Source organism: Streptomyces sp. NPDC004610 (assembly GCF_040609715.1).
Classification (GTDB): domain Bacteria; phylum Actinomycetota; class Actinomycetes; order Streptomycetales; family Streptomycetaceae; genus Streptomyces.
Genome location: NZ_JBEXLA010000035.1, coordinates 96,786 through 113,982 on the forward strand (window position 1 = coordinate 96,786; position 17,197 = coordinate 113,982).

The 17,197-nt window shown below is 74.9% G+C and carries 13 protein-coding genes and 1 riboswitch; of the genes, 6 read left to right on the plus strand and 7 right to left on the minus strand.

The window, feature by feature from the left end; genetic code table 11:
* Positions 1-324: 324 nt before the first annotated feature.
* Positions 325-2,217 carry an amidohydrolase gene (locus ABZX40_RS31965; protein WP_355733416.1) on the plus strand — a complete coding sequence of 631 codons (1,893 nt, stop codon included), beginning with the start codon at positions 325-327 and terminating at the stop codon, positions 2,215-2,217.
* A 48-nt stretch (positions 2,218-2,265) separates the two neighbouring features.
* On the opposite strand, the gene ABZX40_RS31970 is transcribed toward ABZX40_RS31965, so the two are convergent.
* The 3 genes from ABZX40_RS31970 to tsaD form a co-directional block, all read right to left on the minus strand.
* Entirely contained in the window at positions 2,266-2,598 is a 333-nt protein-coding gene (locus ABZX40_RS31970) for an antibiotic biosynthesis monooxygenase family protein (protein ID WP_355733413.1), read from the minus strand.
* A gap of 168 nt (positions 2,599-2,766) precedes the next feature.
* The gene (locus ABZX40_RS31975; protein ID WP_355733410.1) at positions 2,767-3,345 is read right to left on the minus strand and encodes a GNAT family N-acetyltransferase; all 579 of its coding nucleotides are present in this window, start codon (positions 3,343-3,345) and stop codon (positions 2,767-2,769) included.
* On the minus strand, positions 3,342-4,397 hold the full coding sequence (gene tsaD / locus ABZX40_RS31980; protein WP_355733407.1) for a tRNA (adenosine(37)-N6)-threonylcarbamoyltransferase complex transferase subunit TsaD: 1,056 nt from the start codon (positions 4,395-4,397) through the stop codon (positions 3,342-3,344). The genes ABZX40_RS31975 and tsaD overlap by 4 nt, the downstream gene beginning before the upstream one ends.
* A gap of 262 nt (positions 4,398-4,659) precedes the next feature.
* Between tsaD and cbiE the strand changes: the two genes are divergently transcribed.
* Positions 4,660-5,925 carry a precorrin-6y C5,15-methyltransferase (decarboxylating) subunit CbiE gene (gene cbiE / locus ABZX40_RS31985; RefSeq protein WP_355733909.1) on the plus strand — a complete coding sequence of 422 codons (1,266 nt, stop codon included), beginning with the start codon at positions 4,660-4,662 and terminating at the stop codon, positions 5,923-5,925.
* Positions 5,922-6,671 carry a precorrin-4 C(11)-methyltransferase gene (gene cobM / locus ABZX40_RS31990; protein ID WP_355733404.1) on the plus strand — a complete coding sequence of 250 codons (750 nt, stop codon included), beginning with the start codon at positions 5,922-5,924 and terminating at the stop codon, positions 6,669-6,671. The genes cbiE and cobM overlap by 4 nt, the downstream gene beginning before the upstream one ends.
* 253 nt (positions 6,672-6,924) lie before the next feature.
* On the opposite strand, the gene ABZX40_RS31995 is transcribed toward cobM, so the two are convergent.
* Positions 6,925-8,061: a cobalt-precorrin-5B (C(1))-methyltransferase gene (locus ABZX40_RS31995; protein WP_355733401.1), complete on the minus strand. Its 1,137-nt coding sequence runs from the start codon at positions 8,059-8,061 to the stop codon at positions 6,925-6,927.
* Positions 8,062-8,104: 43 nt separating this feature from the next.
* Between ABZX40_RS31995 and ABZX40_RS32000 the strand changes: the two genes are divergently transcribed.
* Positions 8,105-8,905, plus strand: a complete 801-nt coding sequence (locus ABZX40_RS32000; protein WP_355733399.1) for a cobalt-precorrin-6A reductase — start codon at positions 8,105-8,107, stop codon at positions 8,903-8,905.
* Here ABZX40_RS32000 and ABZX40_RS32005 read toward each other — a convergent pair.
* The 3 genes from ABZX40_RS32005 to ABZX40_RS32015 are packed head-to-tail and all read right to left on the minus strand — an operon-like array spanning position 8,890 to position 12,819.
* Complete coding sequence (locus ABZX40_RS32005; RefSeq protein WP_355733396.1) at positions 8,890-10,614, minus strand: precorrin-2 C(20)-methyltransferase; 1,725 nt, start codon at positions 10,612-10,614, stop codon at positions 8,890-8,892. The two genes, ABZX40_RS32000 and ABZX40_RS32005, sit on opposite strands and share 16 nt — an antisense overlap.
* Positions 10,611-11,267: a precorrin-8X methylmutase gene (locus tag ABZX40_RS32010; RefSeq protein WP_355733394.1), complete on the minus strand. Its 657-nt coding sequence runs from the start codon at positions 11,265-11,267 to the stop codon at positions 10,611-10,613. The genes ABZX40_RS32005 and ABZX40_RS32010 overlap by 4 nt, the downstream gene beginning before the upstream one ends.
* Before the next feature lie 37 nt (positions 11,268-11,304).
* The gene (locus ABZX40_RS32015; protein WP_355733391.1) at positions 11,305-12,819 is read right to left on the minus strand and encodes a cobalamin biosynthesis protein CobG; all 1,515 of its coding nucleotides are present in this window, start codon (positions 12,817-12,819) and stop codon (positions 11,305-11,307) included.
* 68 nt (positions 12,820-12,887) lie between these two features.
* Positions 12,888-13,043: riboswitch (cobalamin riboswitch) on the plus strand.
* 32 nt (positions 13,044-13,075) lie between these two features.
* Between ABZX40_RS32015 and cobN the strand changes: the two genes are divergently transcribed.
* Together cobN and ABZX40_RS32025 are read left to right on the plus strand one after the other, a co-directional pair.
* Complete coding sequence (gene cobN / locus ABZX40_RS32020) at positions 13,076-16,675, plus strand: cobaltochelatase subunit CobN (protein ID WP_355733388.1); 3,600 nt, start codon at positions 13,076-13,078, stop codon at positions 16,673-16,675.
* 133 nt (positions 16,676-16,808) lie between these two features.
* The coding region (locus ABZX40_RS32025) for a superoxide dismutase (protein ID WP_355733385.1) at positions 16,809-17,197 on the plus strand (389 nt) is incomplete at its 3' end.

Sequence of the window (17,197 nt, forward strand, 5' to 3'; positions counted from 1 at the left end):
TCACGAATGGCACCGCTACCCATGGCGCCGCCCACCCACAACACCGCTACCCACAGTGCCGCCACCCGCAGCACGGCTACCCACGGCGCCGCTCACCAATGGCACCGCTACCCATGGCGCCGCCCACCCACAACACCACCCACCCACAACACCGCCCCCCCACAGCCCCACCACCCGCACCACCGCTCCCCGGAGCGTCCGCTCCCGCCCACCTCCGTTTCTCTGCCCGTCCGCCGGGCGCGGCGTCGTCGGGCCCGGCACCCTGCCGGGCCGCCGGTGTCCGCCGTTCGCCTCGCGGAGCACCGCCGATCGTAGGGACCACCCATGACCTCTCCGCTCTCCCGTCGTCAGCTCGTCGCCGCCGCGAGCCTGGGCGCGGCGGCGGCCCTCGTCCCGGCCGCGCCCGCCACCGCTGCCGCCGCCGGGTCGAAGCCCCGCCGGTCCGCCGCGCTGATCATCCACAACGCCCGCGTCCTGACCGGCTCCCGGACCTCCACGCGGCCCGCCGACGCACTCGCCGTGGGCCGGGACGGCCGGATCCTCGCGACCGGCGACGCGCATACCGTGCGCCGCTTCACGGGCCGTGACACCGACCACCTCGACGCGCGCGGCGCCACCGTGATGAGCGGCATCGTCGACGGCCACGCCCACCCCCTCGGCGCCGCCGAACGCACCCTCAACCCCTCCCTCCAGCACCAGTCCTTCACCGTGCCCCAACTCCAGGACATCCTGGGCGGGTTCCTCGCCGAGAGCGCCGCCGAGGAACCCGACGGCTGGCTGCTCGCCGAGGACTGGAACCCCATCGGACTGCTCCCCACCGGAACCGTCCCCCACCACTCCCTCCTCGACGCCCTGCCCACCCGCCGCCCCGTCGCCCTCATCGGCAACGACGGCCACAACATGTGGGTCAACCGCCGCGCCCTGGACATCGCCGGGATCACCGCCGCCACCCCCGACCCGCCCGGCGGCGAGATCGTCCGCGCCGCCGACGGCTCCCCGACCGGCCTCCTCAAGGACGACGCCCAGGGCCTGGTCCGCCGTCACATCCCCGGCCCGGACGAGGCCCGGCTCCTCGCCGCCTGCGCCCGCACCCTCCAGCAGGCCGCCGCCCAGGGCATCACCTCCTTCATGGACGCCCTGGTCACCCCCTCCTCCCTCGACACCTACGCCGCCCTGTCCCGCTCCGGCCGCCTCCTCCAGCGCATCGCCCCCGCCCTGCGCCTGGAGACGGAGCAGGTCAAGAACCCGTCGGAGGCCCTGGCGTACGTACGCGAGCTGCGCGCCCGCCACGGCCAGGTGGCCGGACTCCACTTCGGGGTGGCGAAGGTCTTCCTGGACGGGGTGATCGAGTACCCGGCGCAGACCGCGGCCCTGCTCCGCCCCTACCTCGACGAACAGGGCAGACCCACCGACAACCGGGGCGACCTGTACGCCACCTCCGCCGAGTTCGGCCGACTGGCCACGGTGTTCGACCGCGCGGGCTGGCAACTGCACGCCCACGCCATCGGCGACCGCGCCGTACGCACCGCCCTCGACGGCTACGAGACCGCCCTGCGCGCCAACGGGCGGCGCGGCAACCGGCACACCATCGCCCACCTCCAGCTCGTCCACCCCGACGACTACCCCCGCTTCCGGCGCCTGGGTGTCGTGGCATGCATGCAGCTCCAGTGGGCGACCCGTAACACCTGGACGATGGAGGCCCTCGCCCCCTATCTCGGCCCCGACCGCCACCGCCTCCTCTACCCGGCCCGCAGCCTCGAACGCCAGGGCGCGGCCCTCGCGGGCGGCTCGGACTGGCCGGTGGACCCCCTCAACTCCTGGAACCAGATCCGTACAGCCGTGGACCGCGAGGGCGCCGACTCCGAGCAGGGCGCCCTCTACCCCGAACGTGAGGCCCTCAGCCGCGCCTCCGCCCTGCGTATGCACACCGCGGGCTCCGCCCACCAGCTCCGCCTGGACCGGCTCACCGGCAGCCTCACCCCCGGCCTCGCCGCCGACCTGGTCGTCCTGGACCGGGACGTGACCCGCGTCCCGGTGCGCGAGATCAGCGACACCCGGGTGCGTCTGACTCTGATCGGCGGAAAGCGGGCCTACGACGCGGACGCGCCGGATGCCACGGCCTCCCGCGCCTCCGCTCCGGCGGCCGTCGACCGGACCGCCTCCCTGAGCACGGTCCACGGCAGCCGCCACCGGCACTGCGGCTGCGGCCAGGTCTGACCGCCTCCCGGCGCCGGGAGGCCTTCGTCCTGGCGCGGGCGGAGCGGGTCAGGGCCGGTGCGAGGACACCACCCGGAACAGCCGGGGCTGGACATCCGTCGCGATGGTCGCGGCCTGGTCCATATGGACGCGGGCCTCGGGGTTGGTGAGCATCGCGCGGTAGTGCTCCTCGCTCTCCCACTGGGCGTAGTTGATGACGCGTTCGCCGTCCTGGGAGGCGTGGAAGTTGGCGCAGACGAAGCCGGGCTGATGCTTCATGGTCTCCTCGGTGGCCTCGGCGAGGAGGGCGATCAGCTCGGCCTGCCGGTCCGGGGTGACCGTGAAGACATTGATGAGCGTGGTGACCGGGTGGACCGTGTCGATATGAGCGGTAATAGGCATGAGGCTATTGCTCTCCTTACGGGGAGAGGGGTACGCGCAGGCGGCCAGCCGTTCCCCCGAACGGAGGAAGGGGCCTTGGGGAGCGAGGGCAAGAGCCCCGGGCGGGGGAAAGGCGACGGCCTACGGCTGGCCTCAGGGCGGAGGAACGGGACGGCCCGGGGCGGTCGCTCACAAGTCCCGCGCCGCCAGGCCACGCGACGGGTGATCGGGGCCCAGGAAGACGACGATGCCCTTGCCGTCGGGGGAGGGGTGGGTGGCCTGGGTCCAGCCCCGGCGCCGGTAGAAGGACATCGCGCGCGGCGCCTGGGCGGAGGTCAGCAGCCAGCAACGGCCCCCGGGGGCGGTCGCGCTGACGGCCCGTAGCAGGGCCTCCGCCGTTCCGGTGCCCTGGGCGGTGGGGCGGAGGGCGAGTTCGTCGATCTCCAGGGCGCCGACCAGCCAGTCGGTGGCGCGCTCGGGGCCGAGCCCGGCGGCGGCCTGGGGATAGCAGCGGTCGGCGGGGAAGGGGTCGGGGGTGGTCCAGCCGATCGCGAAACCGAGCAACTCCCCGGCGCGGAAGGCGAGCGCGGCGGCGAATCCGGGACGGCGTGCATCGGCGGGGAGCCGGTCGGCGAACTCCGTCGCCTTCTCCTCGTCCTCGTCCCAGGGCGGCGCGCAGAACGCCGCCGCGTAGACCGAGCGCAGGGCGGCGGTGTGGGCGAGCAGGGCGTCGTCCCCGGCGAAGACCTGTACCTGTACCTCCCTCACGCGGCCACCGCCCGCGCGGTCGGATGCAGGGCCGCATGCTCCAGGGGCGCGGACGGGTCGATCGACACGTCCAGTGGTGCCGGTTCGGCGCCGGAGCGCACCAGCAGATCACCGACGGCGGCGATCATCGCCCCGTTGTCCGTGCACAGGCTCAGCGGCGGCACCCGGAGTTCGACCCCCGCCGCCGCGCACCGCTCCTCGGCCAGCGACCGCACCCGCGAGTTCGCGGCGACCCCGCCGACCACCACCAGCGTCCCCACCCCGTGCTCCCGGCAGGCGGCCACCGCCTTGCGGGTCAGGACGTCGGCCACCGCCTCCTGGAGCGCGGCGGCGCCGTCGGCGACCGGCAGTTCCCGGCCCGCGCCCGCATGCCCCTCGGCCCAGCGCGCGGCGGCCGTCTTCAGCCCCGAGAAGGAGAAGTCGTAGCCGCGCGGCAGCGGGCGCGGGAAGGGGACAGCGCGCGGATCCCCCGCGCGCGCTGTCCGGTCGATGGCCGGACCGCCGGGGTACGGCAGCCCGAAGACCCGCGCGACCTTGTCGAAGCACTCCCCGGCCGCGTCGTCCAGGGTGTCGCCGAGATGGTCGATCCGGTCCCTGACCAGGTCCCGCACCAGCAGGAGGGAGGTGTGCCCGCCGGACACGATCAGCACCACGCAGGGGTCGGGCAGCGGGCCGTGCGCGAGGGCGTCGGCGGCGACATGACCGGCCAGATGGTGGACGCCGTACAGCGGGACCCCGAGCGCGAACGCCAGACTCTTCGCACCGGCGAGACCGACCTGGAGGGCGCCGGACAGGCCCGGACCGGTGGTCACCGCGACGGCGCCGATGTCCGCCAGGCGCAGCCCGGCCTTGTCGAGGGCCTGCCCGATGACCGGGCGCAGGGCGTGGAGATGGGCCCGGGACGCGATCTCCGGGACGACCCCTCCGTAGCGGGCGTGCTCGGCCATGCTCGACGCGACCGCGTGCGCGAGCAGCGTCCCGTCGCGGACCAGGCCCGCGCCTGTCTCGTCGCAGGACGACTCGATACCGAGCACGATCGGAGAAGCCGCCATCGCCGCCCTTTCTGCCTAAGCCATGTTGTTGCGCATAGTGTGCAATAAGAGCGGGCGGGATGGGTACCCTCGCGAGGATGCGCAGGCCACGGGCCCGTAGAGTGCGGGTTGTGCGACGCCGCCGCGTCCATCCGTCCCCGCTGTCCGTCCCTGCTGCCCGTCTCCGCTGTCCGTCTGCGCTGCCCGTCCCCGCTGTCCATCCGAGCCCGAGGTGTCCGCTGTGTCCGAACCACGCGCCGAATCCGCCGCATCGGACGCGGTCGTGACCGTCGTCGGCATCGGGGCCGACGGATGGGACGGCCTGCCGGAGCCCTCCCGCGCCGCCCTGCTCGGCGCGGAGGTGCTGATCGGCGGGCCGCGACAGCTGGACCTGCTGCCACCCGGCTGCGCCGGGGAGCGGGTCGTCTGGCCCTCGCCGCTGCGACCCGCCGTACCCGGGCTGCTCGCCGCCCACACCGGGCGCCGGATCGCCGTACTGGCCAGCGGCGACCCCCTGTTCTTCGGCATCGGGCGCGCCCTCACCGAGGTGCTCGGCGCCGGGGGAGTGCGGGTGCTGCCGCACCCCTCGTCCGTGTCGTTCGCCTGCGCCCGGCTCGGCTGGCCGCTGGAGGACACCGAGGTCGTCACCCTGGTGGGGCGTCCGGCGGCCCGGCTCGCCGCGGCGCTGCACGACGGGCGGCGGATCCTCGTCCTCAGCGCGGACGCCACCACCCCCGGCACGGTCGCCGCCCTGCTGCGGGAGAGCGGCTTCGGGCCGAGCCGCATGCGGGTCCTGGAGCAACTCGGCGGGCCCGGCGAGCGGATGGGCGCCGAGACCCCCGCCCAGCGGTGGGCGCACCCACCGGGCGATCCCCTCAACATCGTCGCCGTGCACTGCCTGCGGGACCCGGACGCGCTGCGGCTCGGCGCCGTGCCCGGCCTGCCCGACGACGCCTACGAACACGACGGCCAGCTCACCAAGCGGCATGTCCGCGCCGCGACCCTCGCCGTCCTCGCCCCCGCCCCTGGCGAGGTCCTGTGGGACATCGGGGGCGGCTCCGGCTCCATCGCCGTCGAGTGGATGCGCGCCCACCCGTCCTGCCGGGCGGTGAGCGTCGAACGCGATCCGGTGCGGGCCGCGCGGATCGGCCGCAACGCCTGGCGGCTGGGCGTCCCGGGCCTGGAGGTGGTGACCGGGGACGCGCCCGGCGCCCTGGCGGCACTGCCGTCGCCGGACGCGGTGTTCATCGGCGGCGGGCTCACCGCCCCCGGACTGCTGGACGCCTGCTGGGCGGCGCTGCCGGTGGGCGGACGGCTGGTCGCCAACACCGTGACGCTGGAGTCGGAGACGGTACTCGCCGACGCCCGCCGCCGCCTCGGCGGCGACCTGGTACGGCTCGCGATGGCGTACGCCGTGCCCGTCGGCGGCTTCACCGGGTGGCGGCAGGCGATGCCGGTCACCCAGTGGGCGGCCCGGAAGACAGCCGACGCCCCGGGCACGTCCCCCGCCCGGACCCCCGATCCCCTCACCCCAGGAGCAGACGGATGACCGTGTACTTCATCGGCGCGGGCCCCGGCGCCGCCGATCTGATCACGGTGCGCGGCGCCCGGACCCTGGCCGCCTGCCGGGTCTGTCTCTACGCGGGCAGCCTGGTACCGCGCGAACTCCTCGCGGAATGCCCCCCGGACGCCCGGCTCATCGACACCGCCCGGCTCACCCTGGACGAGATCACCGCCGAACTCCTCCGCGCCCACGGCGAGGGTCACGACGTGGCCCGGCTGCACTCCGGCGACCCGTCCGTGTTCAGCGCGGTGGCCGAGCAGATGCGCCGCCTGGACACGGCCGGTGTGCCGTACGAGGTCGTCCCCGGTGTCCCGGCGTTCGCCGCCGCGGCGGCGGCCCTCAAGCGCGAGCTGACCGTCCCGACCGTCGGCCAGAGCGTCATCCTCACCCGCGTCGCCCAGCGCGCCACCCCCATGCCGGAGGGCGAGGACCTGGCCACCCTGGGCCGCGCCGGCGCGCTGATCGTGCTGCATCTGGCGGCCCGTTATGTGGACCGGGTCGTGGACGAACTGCTGCCCCACTACGGCGCCGAGTGCCCGGCCGCGGTCGTCGCCTACGCCTCCCGCCCCGACGAAGTGATCATCCGGGGCACGCTCGCCGAGATCGCCGGGCGGATGACGGAGGCAGGGATCCTGCGCACCGCCGTGATCATGGTCGGCCGGACGCTGGGGGCGGAGCAGTTCGCGGACAGTCATCTGTACTCGCCGGAGCGGGAGAGGGGTTTGTGCTGAGGGGGTGATGGGTGCTCCGCACAGGTGCTGGGTGCTGGGTGCTGGGTGCTGGGTGCTGGGTGCTGGGTGCTGGGTGCCGGGTGCCGGGTGGTGGGCGGTGGGCGGTGGGCGGGGGTGAGCTGCGGGCCCGCTGGTGACCGGCCGCTGATGACCAAGGCCGACCAGTGACCGGGCCCGTCGCTGACCGGGCCCGTCGGTCGATGCCCCGCCCCGCCCGCCGTTGACCCACGCACCCCGCCCCCGCCCCCCCCGCTCAAGCCACCCCACTCCGCCCCACCACCACCCCCGCTCGGTCGATGCAGAGGACGTCCACCGCGACCGGTGCCCCGCGCAGTACCGCCAGGGCCTCGTCACGGGCCCTCACCGCGACCAGATCGCCGAGCGGCACCCCGGCCGCCCGGCAGAGCTGGAGCGCGGCCAGCCCGGTGTTGGCGTCCGCCACGCGCGCGGCGAGGGCCGGGTCAGCGCCCCCGCGCCGGGCCAGCGCGGCGAGGAACCCCTTGTCCACCTGGGAGCGGGCGGAGTGCAGATCGAGATGTCCGGCGGCGAGCTTGGAGAGCTTGGCGAAACCGCCGCAGACGGTCAGCCGGTCCACCGGATGACGCCGGAGGTACTTGAGCACGGCCCCCGCGAAGTCCCCCATGTCCAAGAGGGCGTCCTCCGGCAGCCCGTACTCCTCGGCCACCGTCCGCTCCGACGTCGACCCCGTGCACCCGGCGACATGGGTACGGCCTGCCGCGCGGGCCACGTCCACCCCGCGGCGGATCGAGTCGATCCACGCCGAGCAGGAGTAGGGCACGACGATGCCGGTCGTGCCGAGGACCGACAGTCCGCCGAGGATGCCGAGCCGGGGATTCCAGGTGGAGCGGGCGATCTCCTCGCCGTGGTCGACGGAGAGGGTGATCTCCACATCGCCGCCCCCGCCCCCGCGCCCGCCACCCCCGTACCGCTCGGCCACCAGGGCCACGTGCTCGCGCATCATCCGCCGGGGCACGGGATTGACGGCCGGTTCGCCGACCGGCAGCGGCAGGCCGGGCCGGGTCACCGTGCCGACCCCGGGCCCCGCCCGGAACACCACCCCCGCCCCGGCGGGCAACCGCCGTACCGTGGCCCGGATCAGCGCCCCGTGGGTCACATCCGGGTCGTCGCCCGCGTCCTTCACCACACCGGCCATCGCCCGCCCGTCCGCCAGTTCCTCGACGGCGAGCGCGAACGCCGGGGTCTGCCCCCGGGGCAGCGTGATCGTCACCGGGTCGGGAAAGCGGCCGGTGAGCAGCGCGGTGTACGCGGCGGTGGTGGCGGCGGTCGCACAGGCACCGGTGGTCCAGCCGGGCCGCAGACCGGTGTGCTTGAGTTGGGCGTGGCGACCGCCCCCGGCCTCGCCGCTCATCGCTCACCGCGCCGGGGACGCCTATGAAGGGAACACATCAGCCGTGCACGTCCTCATCCTCGGCGGCACCACGGAGGCCCGGCTCCTCGCCGAAGCGCTGGCGGCCGTACCGCTGCCCGCGCTGCGGGTGACGAACTCCCTGGCCGGACGGGTCGCCGCGCCCCGCACCCCGCCCGGCGCCCTGCGCGTCGGCGGGTTCGGCGGCGCCGACGGACTGGCCGTCTGGCTGCGCGAGCACGCCGTCTCGGCCCTCGTCGACGCCACCCACCCCTTCGCCGGCACGATCAGCCACAACGCGGCCCGCGCCGCCGCCCGCACCCGGATCCCCCTGCTCGCGCTGCGCCGCCCCGGCTGGCGGCCGGTCGAGGGCGACGACTGGCACGAGGCGGGTTCCCTGGCGGAGGCGGCCGGACTGCTGCCCGCCCTGGGCCGCAGGGTGTTCCTCACCACCGGCCGGATGGGCCTCGCCGCGTTCGCGGACGCACCGGACCCGCTGTGGTTCCTGGTCCGCTCCGTCGACCCGCCCGAGCCGCCCCACCCGGCCCGTATGCACACCCTCCTGGACCGCGGCCCCTTCACCCTCGACGGCGAACGCGAACTGCTGCGCCGGTACGGGATCGATGTCGTCGTCACCAAGGACAGCGGAGGCGCGGCCACCGCCCCCAAACTCACGGCCGCCCGCGAGGCCGGGCTCCCGGTGGTCGTGGTCCGCCGACCGCCGGTACCCGAGGGGACGCGGGTCGTGACCGAGGTGGGCCGGGCGGTGGACTGGGTGAGGCAGGCGTACGCCGGACAGCCGCCCGGCGTGTCCGGTGCTCCCGGTGCTCCTCATGTCTCCGGATAGCGGCGCGGGGTCCACACCACCTCGTCGCCGTCCCCCCGCCGGACGACCCGGGTCTGCGACGACCCGATCAGCAGGATCGTCCGCATGTCGACCTCGGCCGGATCCAGGTCCGCCAGCCGGACGATCCGTACCCGTTCCCCGGCGCCGCCGACATCGCGGGCGACGACGACCGGGGTGCCGGGGTCCCGGTGTTCCAGGAGCAGGTCCCGGGCCTTGCCGACCTGCCAGACGCGGCTGCGCGAACCGGGGTTGTAGAGCGCCAGCACCAGATCCGCCGAGGCCGCCGCCCGCAGGCGTCCGGCGATGACGTCCCACGGTTTGAGGCGGTCGGAGAGGGAGATCGTGGCGTAGTCGTGGCCGAGGGGGGCGCCCGCGCGGGCGGCGGCGGCGTTGGCGGCGGTCACCCCGGGCAGCACCCGCACCGGGACCCGCGCGTACTCCTCCCGCGAGGCCGCCTCCAGTACGGCGGTGGCCATCGCGAAGACACCGGGGTCGCCGCCGGAGACGACGGCCACCCGGCGTCCCCGCAGGGCCAGTTCGAGCGCGAACTCCGCGCGTTCCGCCTCGACCCGGTTGTCCGAGCCGTGCCGCCGCTGACCGGGCCGTACCGGCACCCGGTCCAGGTAGGTGGTGTAGCCGACCAGATCATCGGCACCGGCGAGGGCACCCCGGCTCTCCGGGGTCAGCCACAGGGGCCCGGCGGGCCCGGTCCCGACGACCACGACCTGCCCGGCGACACGGGATGCTTCCGCACGCGGCGCGCTGTCCCCCCGGCCCGGCGACTCAGCGCCCGGCGCGCCGAAGGCACCGGCCCCACGGGCTCCGCCCGACACCCCGGCTCTGCCCGACACCCCGGCTCCGCCTGACACCCCGGCTCCGCCCGCCCCACCGGACTGCCCCGGGCCGTCGGACTGCCCCGGCCCACCGACCTGCCCCGGCTCACCGACCTGCCCCCGACCGTCGGCCACCCCGCCCCCCACCCGGCTGGGCAGCACCGCCACCGAGAAGTACGGCACGGAGTCCGCGTCCACCTCCGCGAGCGTTCCCAGCCGTTCCCCGCTCATCGTGGCCCGCTCCACGTACCGGCTCTCCGCCAGCCGTCCCGAAGCCTCCAGCGCCCTCCGCACCTTGGGGAAGGTGCGGCCCAGTTTCATCACCACGGCCGTGTCCGTCGCCGCCAGCCGGGCGGTCAGCTCCTCCTCCGGGAGCGTGCCCGGCAGCACGGTCAGCACCTCCTCGCCCTCCGCGAGCGGGGTCCCCAGCCGGGCCGCCGCGGCGGACACGGAGGTCACCCCGGGGATCACCTCCGTCGGGTACCGGTCGGCCAGCCGCTTGTGCATGTGCATGTACGACCCGTAGAACAGCGGATCGCCCTCCGCGAGCACCGCGACCGTCCGCCCCGCGTCCAGATGCGCGGCGAGCCGGGCCGACGCCTCGGCGTAGAAGTCCTCCATCGCGCCCCGGTAGCCGCCGGGGTGGTCGGTGGTCTCCGTGGTGACCGGGTAGATCAGAGGTTCCTCGATCTGGTCGGGGCGCAGATGACCCGCCGCGATGGAGCGGGCGATGGAGCGCCCGTGCCGTGCGCTGTGGTACGCGACCACATCCGCCTGCGCGATCACCTCGACCGCCCGCAGGGTCATCAGCGACGGATCACCGGGCCCCAGCCCGACGCCGTACAGCCGCCCCGTGTCGTTCGTCCCGCCGCTCATTCTTCCTCGCTCGCCATCGCGTTGAGCGCGGCGGCGGCGAGCGCGCTGCCCCCGCGACGGCCGCGCACGACCAGGTGGTCCAGGCCGGACGGGTGGGCCGCGAGCGCGTCCTTGGACTCGGCGGCACCGATGAAACCGACCGGGACACCGATCACCGCCGCCGGGCGGGGCGCCCCCTCGTCGATCATCTCCAGCAGCCGGAAGAGAGCGGTGGGGGCGTTGCCGACGGCGACGACCGCGCCGTCCAGCCGGTCCCGCCACAGCTCCAGCGCGGCGGCGCTGCGGGTGGTGCCGAGCCGGGCGGCCAGTGCGGGGACGGCCGGGTCGGAGAGCGTGCACAGCACCTCGTTGTCCACGGGCAGCCGCTTGCGGGTCACCCCGCTCGCCACCATCCGCACATCGCAGAGGATGGGCGCACCGGCCCGCAGCGCCGCGCGGCCACGGGCCACCACCTCCGGCGAGTACGCCAGATCCGCCACCAGATTGACCATCCCGCAGGCGTGGATCATGCGGACGGCGACCTGGGCGACGTCGGCGGGCAGTCCCGTCAGATCGGCCTCCGCGCGGATGGTGGCGAAGGACTGGCGGTAGATGGCCGCGCCGTCCTTCTCGTACGCGTAGGCGGGCGGATGGCCGTGGTCGTGCGTGCTCACGATGGTGTTCTCGCTGCTCTCGATGGTCGTACGGCGCTCAGTGGGCGAGGGCCGTGAGGGCGGTGGTGAGGTCGGTGGGGCCGGTCGCCCGGACGGGCGGCGCCCGGTGGCCGCCGGTGACCACGGACACGTCATAGCTCTGGCCGTCGCCCCGGCCGTGGCCGTCCGGGGCGGTCGCCACCACGTCGATGTGGTCGCCCGCCGGATGTCCGCAGCGGCGTTCGCAGCCCGACCAGTACACCGGCAGCGGGGCGTGGGCCGCCCCGGCGAGGGCCCGTTCCGCGTCCGCCCGGACATCGGCCCGGGACCTGGCGCAGCCGGGCCGTCCGACACAGGCGCCGACCCGGGACCAGGGCGAACCGGGCGCGGTGACCAGGCCGGTGGCGGAGAGCCGGGCCGACGCGACTGCGAAGTCGGCGCCCCGTTCCGTCCCCGTGCGCGTCGCTCTGTCCGACCACGCCGTCTCCGCCGTGGGGACGATCACCCCGCGCCACGGTGTCAGCCGCAGCTCCCCGGCCCCCGCCGTACCGATGAGCGCCCGCCACTGCGAGGGCGTGATCCGGCCCAGCGGGACATGGACGGACAGGGCGGACCCGGCGATTCCGGGCGGCGGCCCCGCGCTGTCCGGCGTGGCGACGGGCTCCCCGTGGGCGGCCCGGAAGCCGATCCCGGCGTCCGCGAGCCGGGCCCGTATCGCCCGGTTCAGCGCACCACGCGCGTCCCCCAGCTCGGCCACCCGCCACACCGGAGCGCCGCGGCCGTCCCGGCGGGACCCGCCCCCGTCCGGCCCGAACCCGCCGCCGGCGTCCCGGCCGCCCCCGCCCCCGCCGCCCCCGGCCCTACTGAACCCGCCGCCGTCCCCACTGAATCCACCAACCCCGTCCCCACCAACCCCGCCCCCACCCCGGCCAACCCCCACGAACGCCTCCGCAGCCACCCGTGCCGCCCTCGGCGCGTCCTGCCAGGCCACCCACACCCGTTCAGCGACATACCGTTCCTCGTCCAGCGGCCCCGCCCACAGCACCGCGCCCCCGTCCGCCGCCGCCCGCAGCGTTACATCCGCGCCCAGCCCGGCCACATCCCCGCGCCCGTCGTCCAGCGCGAACAGGAACCGTCCCGACAGCTCCCGGGCGGGCCCGCTCGCGCACAACTCCCCGTCCAGGGCGGTGAGCCAGGGCCGCACCTCACCGCACCCGCGCCCGTCGAGGCCGGACAGCGGGGAGGCGACGACATTGCGCACCCGCTCGTGCGCGGACGACGGCAGCAGTCCGGCCGCGTCCAGCAGCGCGGCCAGTTCCGCCCCGCACCCCTCGGCCAGTCCGCGCAGCTGCACATTGCCGCGCGAGGTCAGATGGAGATCCCCGTCGCCCAGTCGCCGGGCCGCGTCGGCGAGGGCCTCGGCCTGCGGGAGGGTGAGCACACCCCCGGGAATCCGTACCCGGGCGAGCGCCCCGTCGTCCGCCGGGTGCAGCCGCAGGGCCCCCGGACAGGCGTCGCCGCGCTCCCGCGCCGCTGTGGCCTGGGGAGATGGGCGGGAGGTAGCCGTGGACATGGCGGCGAGCATACCTATCGTCATTCCGGCGGTATCGCCCGCCCGCGCTTCCCGCCCCTTACTGGGCTGCTTACTATGCTCCTCGGTGGATCATCAGATCCACACCATCGCCATGACGGCGACCAGGGGAGGAAGCCCGGTGCGACTCCGGCGCGGTCCCGCCACTGTGAGTCCGGCCACTTGGCCGGGCGAGTCAGGAACTCCCGCCGTCCGACACCGCCCGGGGCGCGGACACCCCGAGGAAGGCCGACGCCGCATGATCCTTCTGCTGTCGACGTCCGACACCGACCTGCTCAGCGCCCGCGCGGCGACCGGCCCGGTCCCGTACCGCTTCGCCAACCCCTCCCGGCTCCCGCTGGACGATCTGCCCGCGCTTCTCGACGACGCCGAACTGGTCGTCGTACGGCTGCTGGGCGGGTTGCGGGCCTGGGAGGACGGGCTGGCGACCCTGCTCGCGGACGGCCGTCCGGTCGTCGTCCTCACCGGGGAACAGGCCCCGGACGCGCAACTCATGGCCGCCTCCACGGTGCCCGTGGGGATCGCCGCCGAGGCGCACGCCTATCTGGCGCACGGCGGCCCCGCCAATCTGGAGCAGCTCGCGCGCTTCCTGTCCGACACGGTGCTCCTCACCGGCCACGGTTTCGAGGCCCCGGCATCCGCCCCCTCCTGGGGTCCCCTGGAACGCGCCGCCCGGGTGCCCGCGGCCGACGCCCCGACCGTCGCCGTCCTCTACTACCGAGCCCACCACATGAGCGGCAACACCGCCTTCGTGGACGCCCTCTGCACGGCCGTCGAGGACGCCGGGGGCCGCCCCCTGCCCCTGTACGTGGCGTCCCTGCGCGCCCCCGAAGCAGAGCTGATCGAGGAACTGCGGGCGGCCGACGCGATCGTGACGACGGTCCTCGCGGCGGGCGGCACCCGGCCCGCCGAGGCGTCCGCGGGCGGCGACGACGAGTCCTGGGACGCCGGCGCGCTCACCGCCCTGGACGTACCGATCCTCCAGGCGCTGTGCCTGACCGGCTCGCGCGCGGCCTGGGCCGGCAACGACGAGGGCGTCTCCCCGCTCGACGCCGCCAGCCAGATCGCCGTACCCGAGTTCGACGGGCGGCTGATCACCGTGCCGTTCTCCTTCAAGGAGATCGACGCCGACGGCCTGCCCGCCTATGTCGCCGACCCCGAGCGGGCCGCCCGCGTCGCCGGGATCGCCGTACGCCACGCCCGGCTGCGCCACATCCCGGCCGGAGCCAAGCGCCTCGCCCTGGTGCTGTCCGCCTACCCGACCAAGCACTCCCGGATCGGCAACGCGGTCGGCCTGGACACCCCCGCCAGCGCCGTCGCCCTGCTGCGACGGCTGCGGGAGGAGGGCTACGACTTCGGTGATACGCCCGTCCCGGGTCTCGCCTCGGGCGACGGCGACGAGCTGATCCGCGCGCTGATCGACGCGGGCGGCCACGACCAGGACTGGCTCACCGAGGAGCAGCTCGCCCGCAACCCGGTGCGGGTGCCCGCCGCCGACTACCGCCGCTGGTACGCCACCCTGCCGCAGGAGTTGCGGGACGCGGTCGAGGAGCACTGGGGCCCGCCGCCGGGCGAGCTGTTCGTGGACCGCAGCCGGGGCGGGGACGGCGACATCGTCCTCGCGGCGCTGCGCTACGGCAATCTCCTGATCCTCATCCAGCCGCCGCGCGGCTTCGGCGAGAACCCCATCGCCCTCTACCACGACCCCGATCTGCCGCCCTCCCACCACTACCTCGCCGCCTACCGCTGGATCGCCGCCCCCGTCGCCGACGGCGGCTTCGGCGCGGACGCGATGGTCCACCTCGGCAAGCACGGCAACCTGGAGTGGCTGCCCGGCAAGAACGCGGGCCTGTCCGCCGCCTGCGGGCCCGACGCCGCCCTCGGCGACCTCCCGCTCGTCTACCCGTTCCTCGTCAACGACCCCGGCGAGGGCACCCAGGCCAAGCGCCGCGTCCACGCCACCCTGGTCGACCATCTCGTCCCGCCCATGGCCCGCGCCGAGTCCTACGGCGACATCGCCCGCCTGGAACAGCTCCTGGACGAGTACGCGCAGATCTCCGCCATGGACCCGGCGAAGCTCCCCGCGATCCGCGCCCAGATCTGGACCCTCATCCAGGCCGCCCGCCTCGACCACGACCTCGGTCTCGACGACCGCCCCGACGACGACGGCTTCGACGACTTCCTCCTCCATGTCGACGGCTGGCTCTGCGAGGTCAAGGACGCCCAGATCCGCGACGGTCTGCACATCCTCGGAGCCCCGCCCACCGGCACCGCCCGCGTCGACCTCGTCCTCGCCATCCTGCGCGCCCGGCAGATCTGGGGCGGCGCCACCGCCCTGCCCGGACTGCGCGAGGCCCTCGGCCTGGACGAGTCCGCCGCCACCCGCACCACCGCCGACGACGCCGAGGCCCGCGCCCGCGCCCTCGTCCAGGCCATGGACGACGTCGGCTGGGACCCGGCCGCCGTCCCCGCCGAACACGGCGAGCAGGTCGCCGCCGTCCTGGACTTCGCCGCCCGCGAGGTCGTCCCGCGCCTGGCCGCCACCACCGCCGAACTCGACCACACCGTCCACGCCCTGAACGGCGGCTTCGTCCCCGCGGGCCCCTCCGGCTCCCCGCTGCGCGGCCTGGTCAACGTCCTGCCGACCGGCCGCAACTTCTACTCCGTCGACCCCAAGGCCATCCCCTCCCGCCTCGCCTGGGAGACCGGGCAGGCCCTCGCCGACTCCCTCCTGGAGCGCTACCGCACCGACCAGGGCGACTGGCCCACCTCCGTCGGTCTGTCCCTGTGGGGCACCAGCGCGATGCGCACCGCGGGCGACGATGTCGCCGAGGCCCTCGCCCTGCTCGGCATCCGCCCCCTCTGGGACGAGGCGTCCCGCCGCGTCACCGGCCTGGAACCCATCCCGGCCGCCGAACTCGGCCGCCCCCGCATCGATGTCACCCTGCGCATCTCGGGCTTCTTCCGCGACGCGTTCCCGCACACCGTCGCCCTGCTGGACGACGCCGTACGGCTCGCCGCGTCCCTGGACGAACCCGCCGACGCCAACCATGTCCGCGCCCATGTCCAGGCCGACCTCGCCGCCCATGGCGACGAACGCCGGGCCACCACCCGCATCTTCGGCTCCCGCCCCGGCACCTACGGCGCCGGGCTCCTCCAGCTCATCGACTCCCGCGACTGGCGCTCCGACGCCGACCTCGCCGAGGTCTACACCCTCTGGGGCGGCTACGCCTACGGCCGCGACCTGGACGGCCGCCCGGCGCGCGACGAGATGGAGACCGCCTACCGCCGCATCGAGGTCGCCGCCAAGAACACCGACACCCGCGAGCACGACATCGCCGACTCGGACGACTACTTCCAGTACCACGGCGGCATGGTCGCCACCGTCCGCGCCCTGCGCGGCACCGCCCCCGAGGCGTACATCGGCGACTCCACCCGCCCCGAGACCATCCGCACCCGCACCCTCGTGGAGGAGACCTCCCGCGTCTTCCGCGCCCGGGTCGTCAACCCCAAGTGGATCGAGGCGATGCGCCGCCACGGCTACAAGGGCGCCTTCGAACTCGCCGCGACGGTCGACTACCTCTTCGGCTACGACGCCACCACCGGCGTCCTGGCCGACTGGATGTACGACAAGCTCACCGAGACCTATGTCCTCGACCCCGCCAACCGCGAGTTCCTCCAGCAGGCCAACCCCTGGGCCCTGCACGGCATCGCCGAACGCCTGCTGGAGGCCGAGTCCCGCGGCATGTGGGAGAAGCCGGACCCGGCGGTGCTGGAGGCACTGCGGCGGGTGTACCTGGAGACGGAGGGGGAGCTGGAGGGCGGGGAGGACGGCTGAGGCCCCGTTCCCGGACAGGACCACGGCCCCACGCGACCGTGGTCCTAGGACCAACGCCTGATCGGCGGCCCACCCCTCTTGCTGTTAGCGTGCAACTGCACATCAGTGGCAATTAAGTCGGAGGATGCTGGACATGGCCCTATACACGCTCCCGGAACTCCCCTACGACTACTCCGCGCTCGCCCCGGTGATCAGCCCCGAGATCATCGAACTGCATCACGACAAGCACCACGCGGCGTATGTGAAGGGCGCGAACGACACGCTGGAGCAGCTCGCCGAGGCGCGGGACAAGGAGACCTGGGGCTCCATCAACGGCCTGGAGAAGAACCTGGCCTTCCACCTCTCCGGCCACATCCTGCACTCCATCTACTGGCACAACATGACCGGTGACGGCGGCGGCGAGCCGCTGGCCGCGGACGGTGTCGGGGACCTCGCGGACGCCATCGCCGAGTCCTTCGGCTCCTACGCGGGCTTCAAGGCGCAGCTCACCAAGGCCGCCGCGACCACCCAGGGCTCCGGCTG

What these genes read in the sequence shown, in the direction of transcription:
- ABZX40_RS31965 (WP_355733416.1), top strand. Translation starts at nt 325, where the DNA reads ATGACCTCTCCGCTCTCCCGTCGTCAGCTCGTCGCCGCCGCGAGCCTG.
- ABZX40_RS31970 (WP_355733413.1), bottom strand. Translation starts at nt 2,598, where the DNA reads ATGCCTATTACCGCTCATATCGACACGGTCCACCCGGTCACCACGCTC.
- tsaD (WP_355733407.1), bottom strand. Translation starts at nt 4,397, where the DNA reads ATGGCGGCTTCTCCGATCGTGCTCGGTATCGAGTCGTCCTGCGACGAG.
- cobM (WP_355733404.1), top strand. Translation starts at nt 5,922, where the DNA reads ATGACCGTGTACTTCATCGGCGCGGGCCCCGGCGCCGCCGATCTGATC.
- ABZX40_RS31995 (WP_355733401.1), bottom strand. Translation starts at nt 8,061, where the DNA reads ATGAGCGGCGAGGCCGGGGGCGGTCGCCACGCCCAACTCAAGCACACC.
- ABZX40_RS32005 (WP_355733396.1), bottom strand. Translation starts at nt 10,614, where the DNA reads ATGAGCGGCGGGACGAACGACACGGGGCGGCTGTACGGCGTCGGGCTG.
- ABZX40_RS32015 (WP_355733391.1), bottom strand. Translation starts at nt 12,819, where the DNA reads ATGTCCACGGCTACCTCCCGCCCATCTCCCCAGGCCACAGCGGCGCGG.
- cobN (WP_355733388.1), top strand. Translation starts at nt 13,076, where the DNA reads ATGATCCTTCTGCTGTCGACGTCCGACACCGACCTGCTCAGCGCCCGC.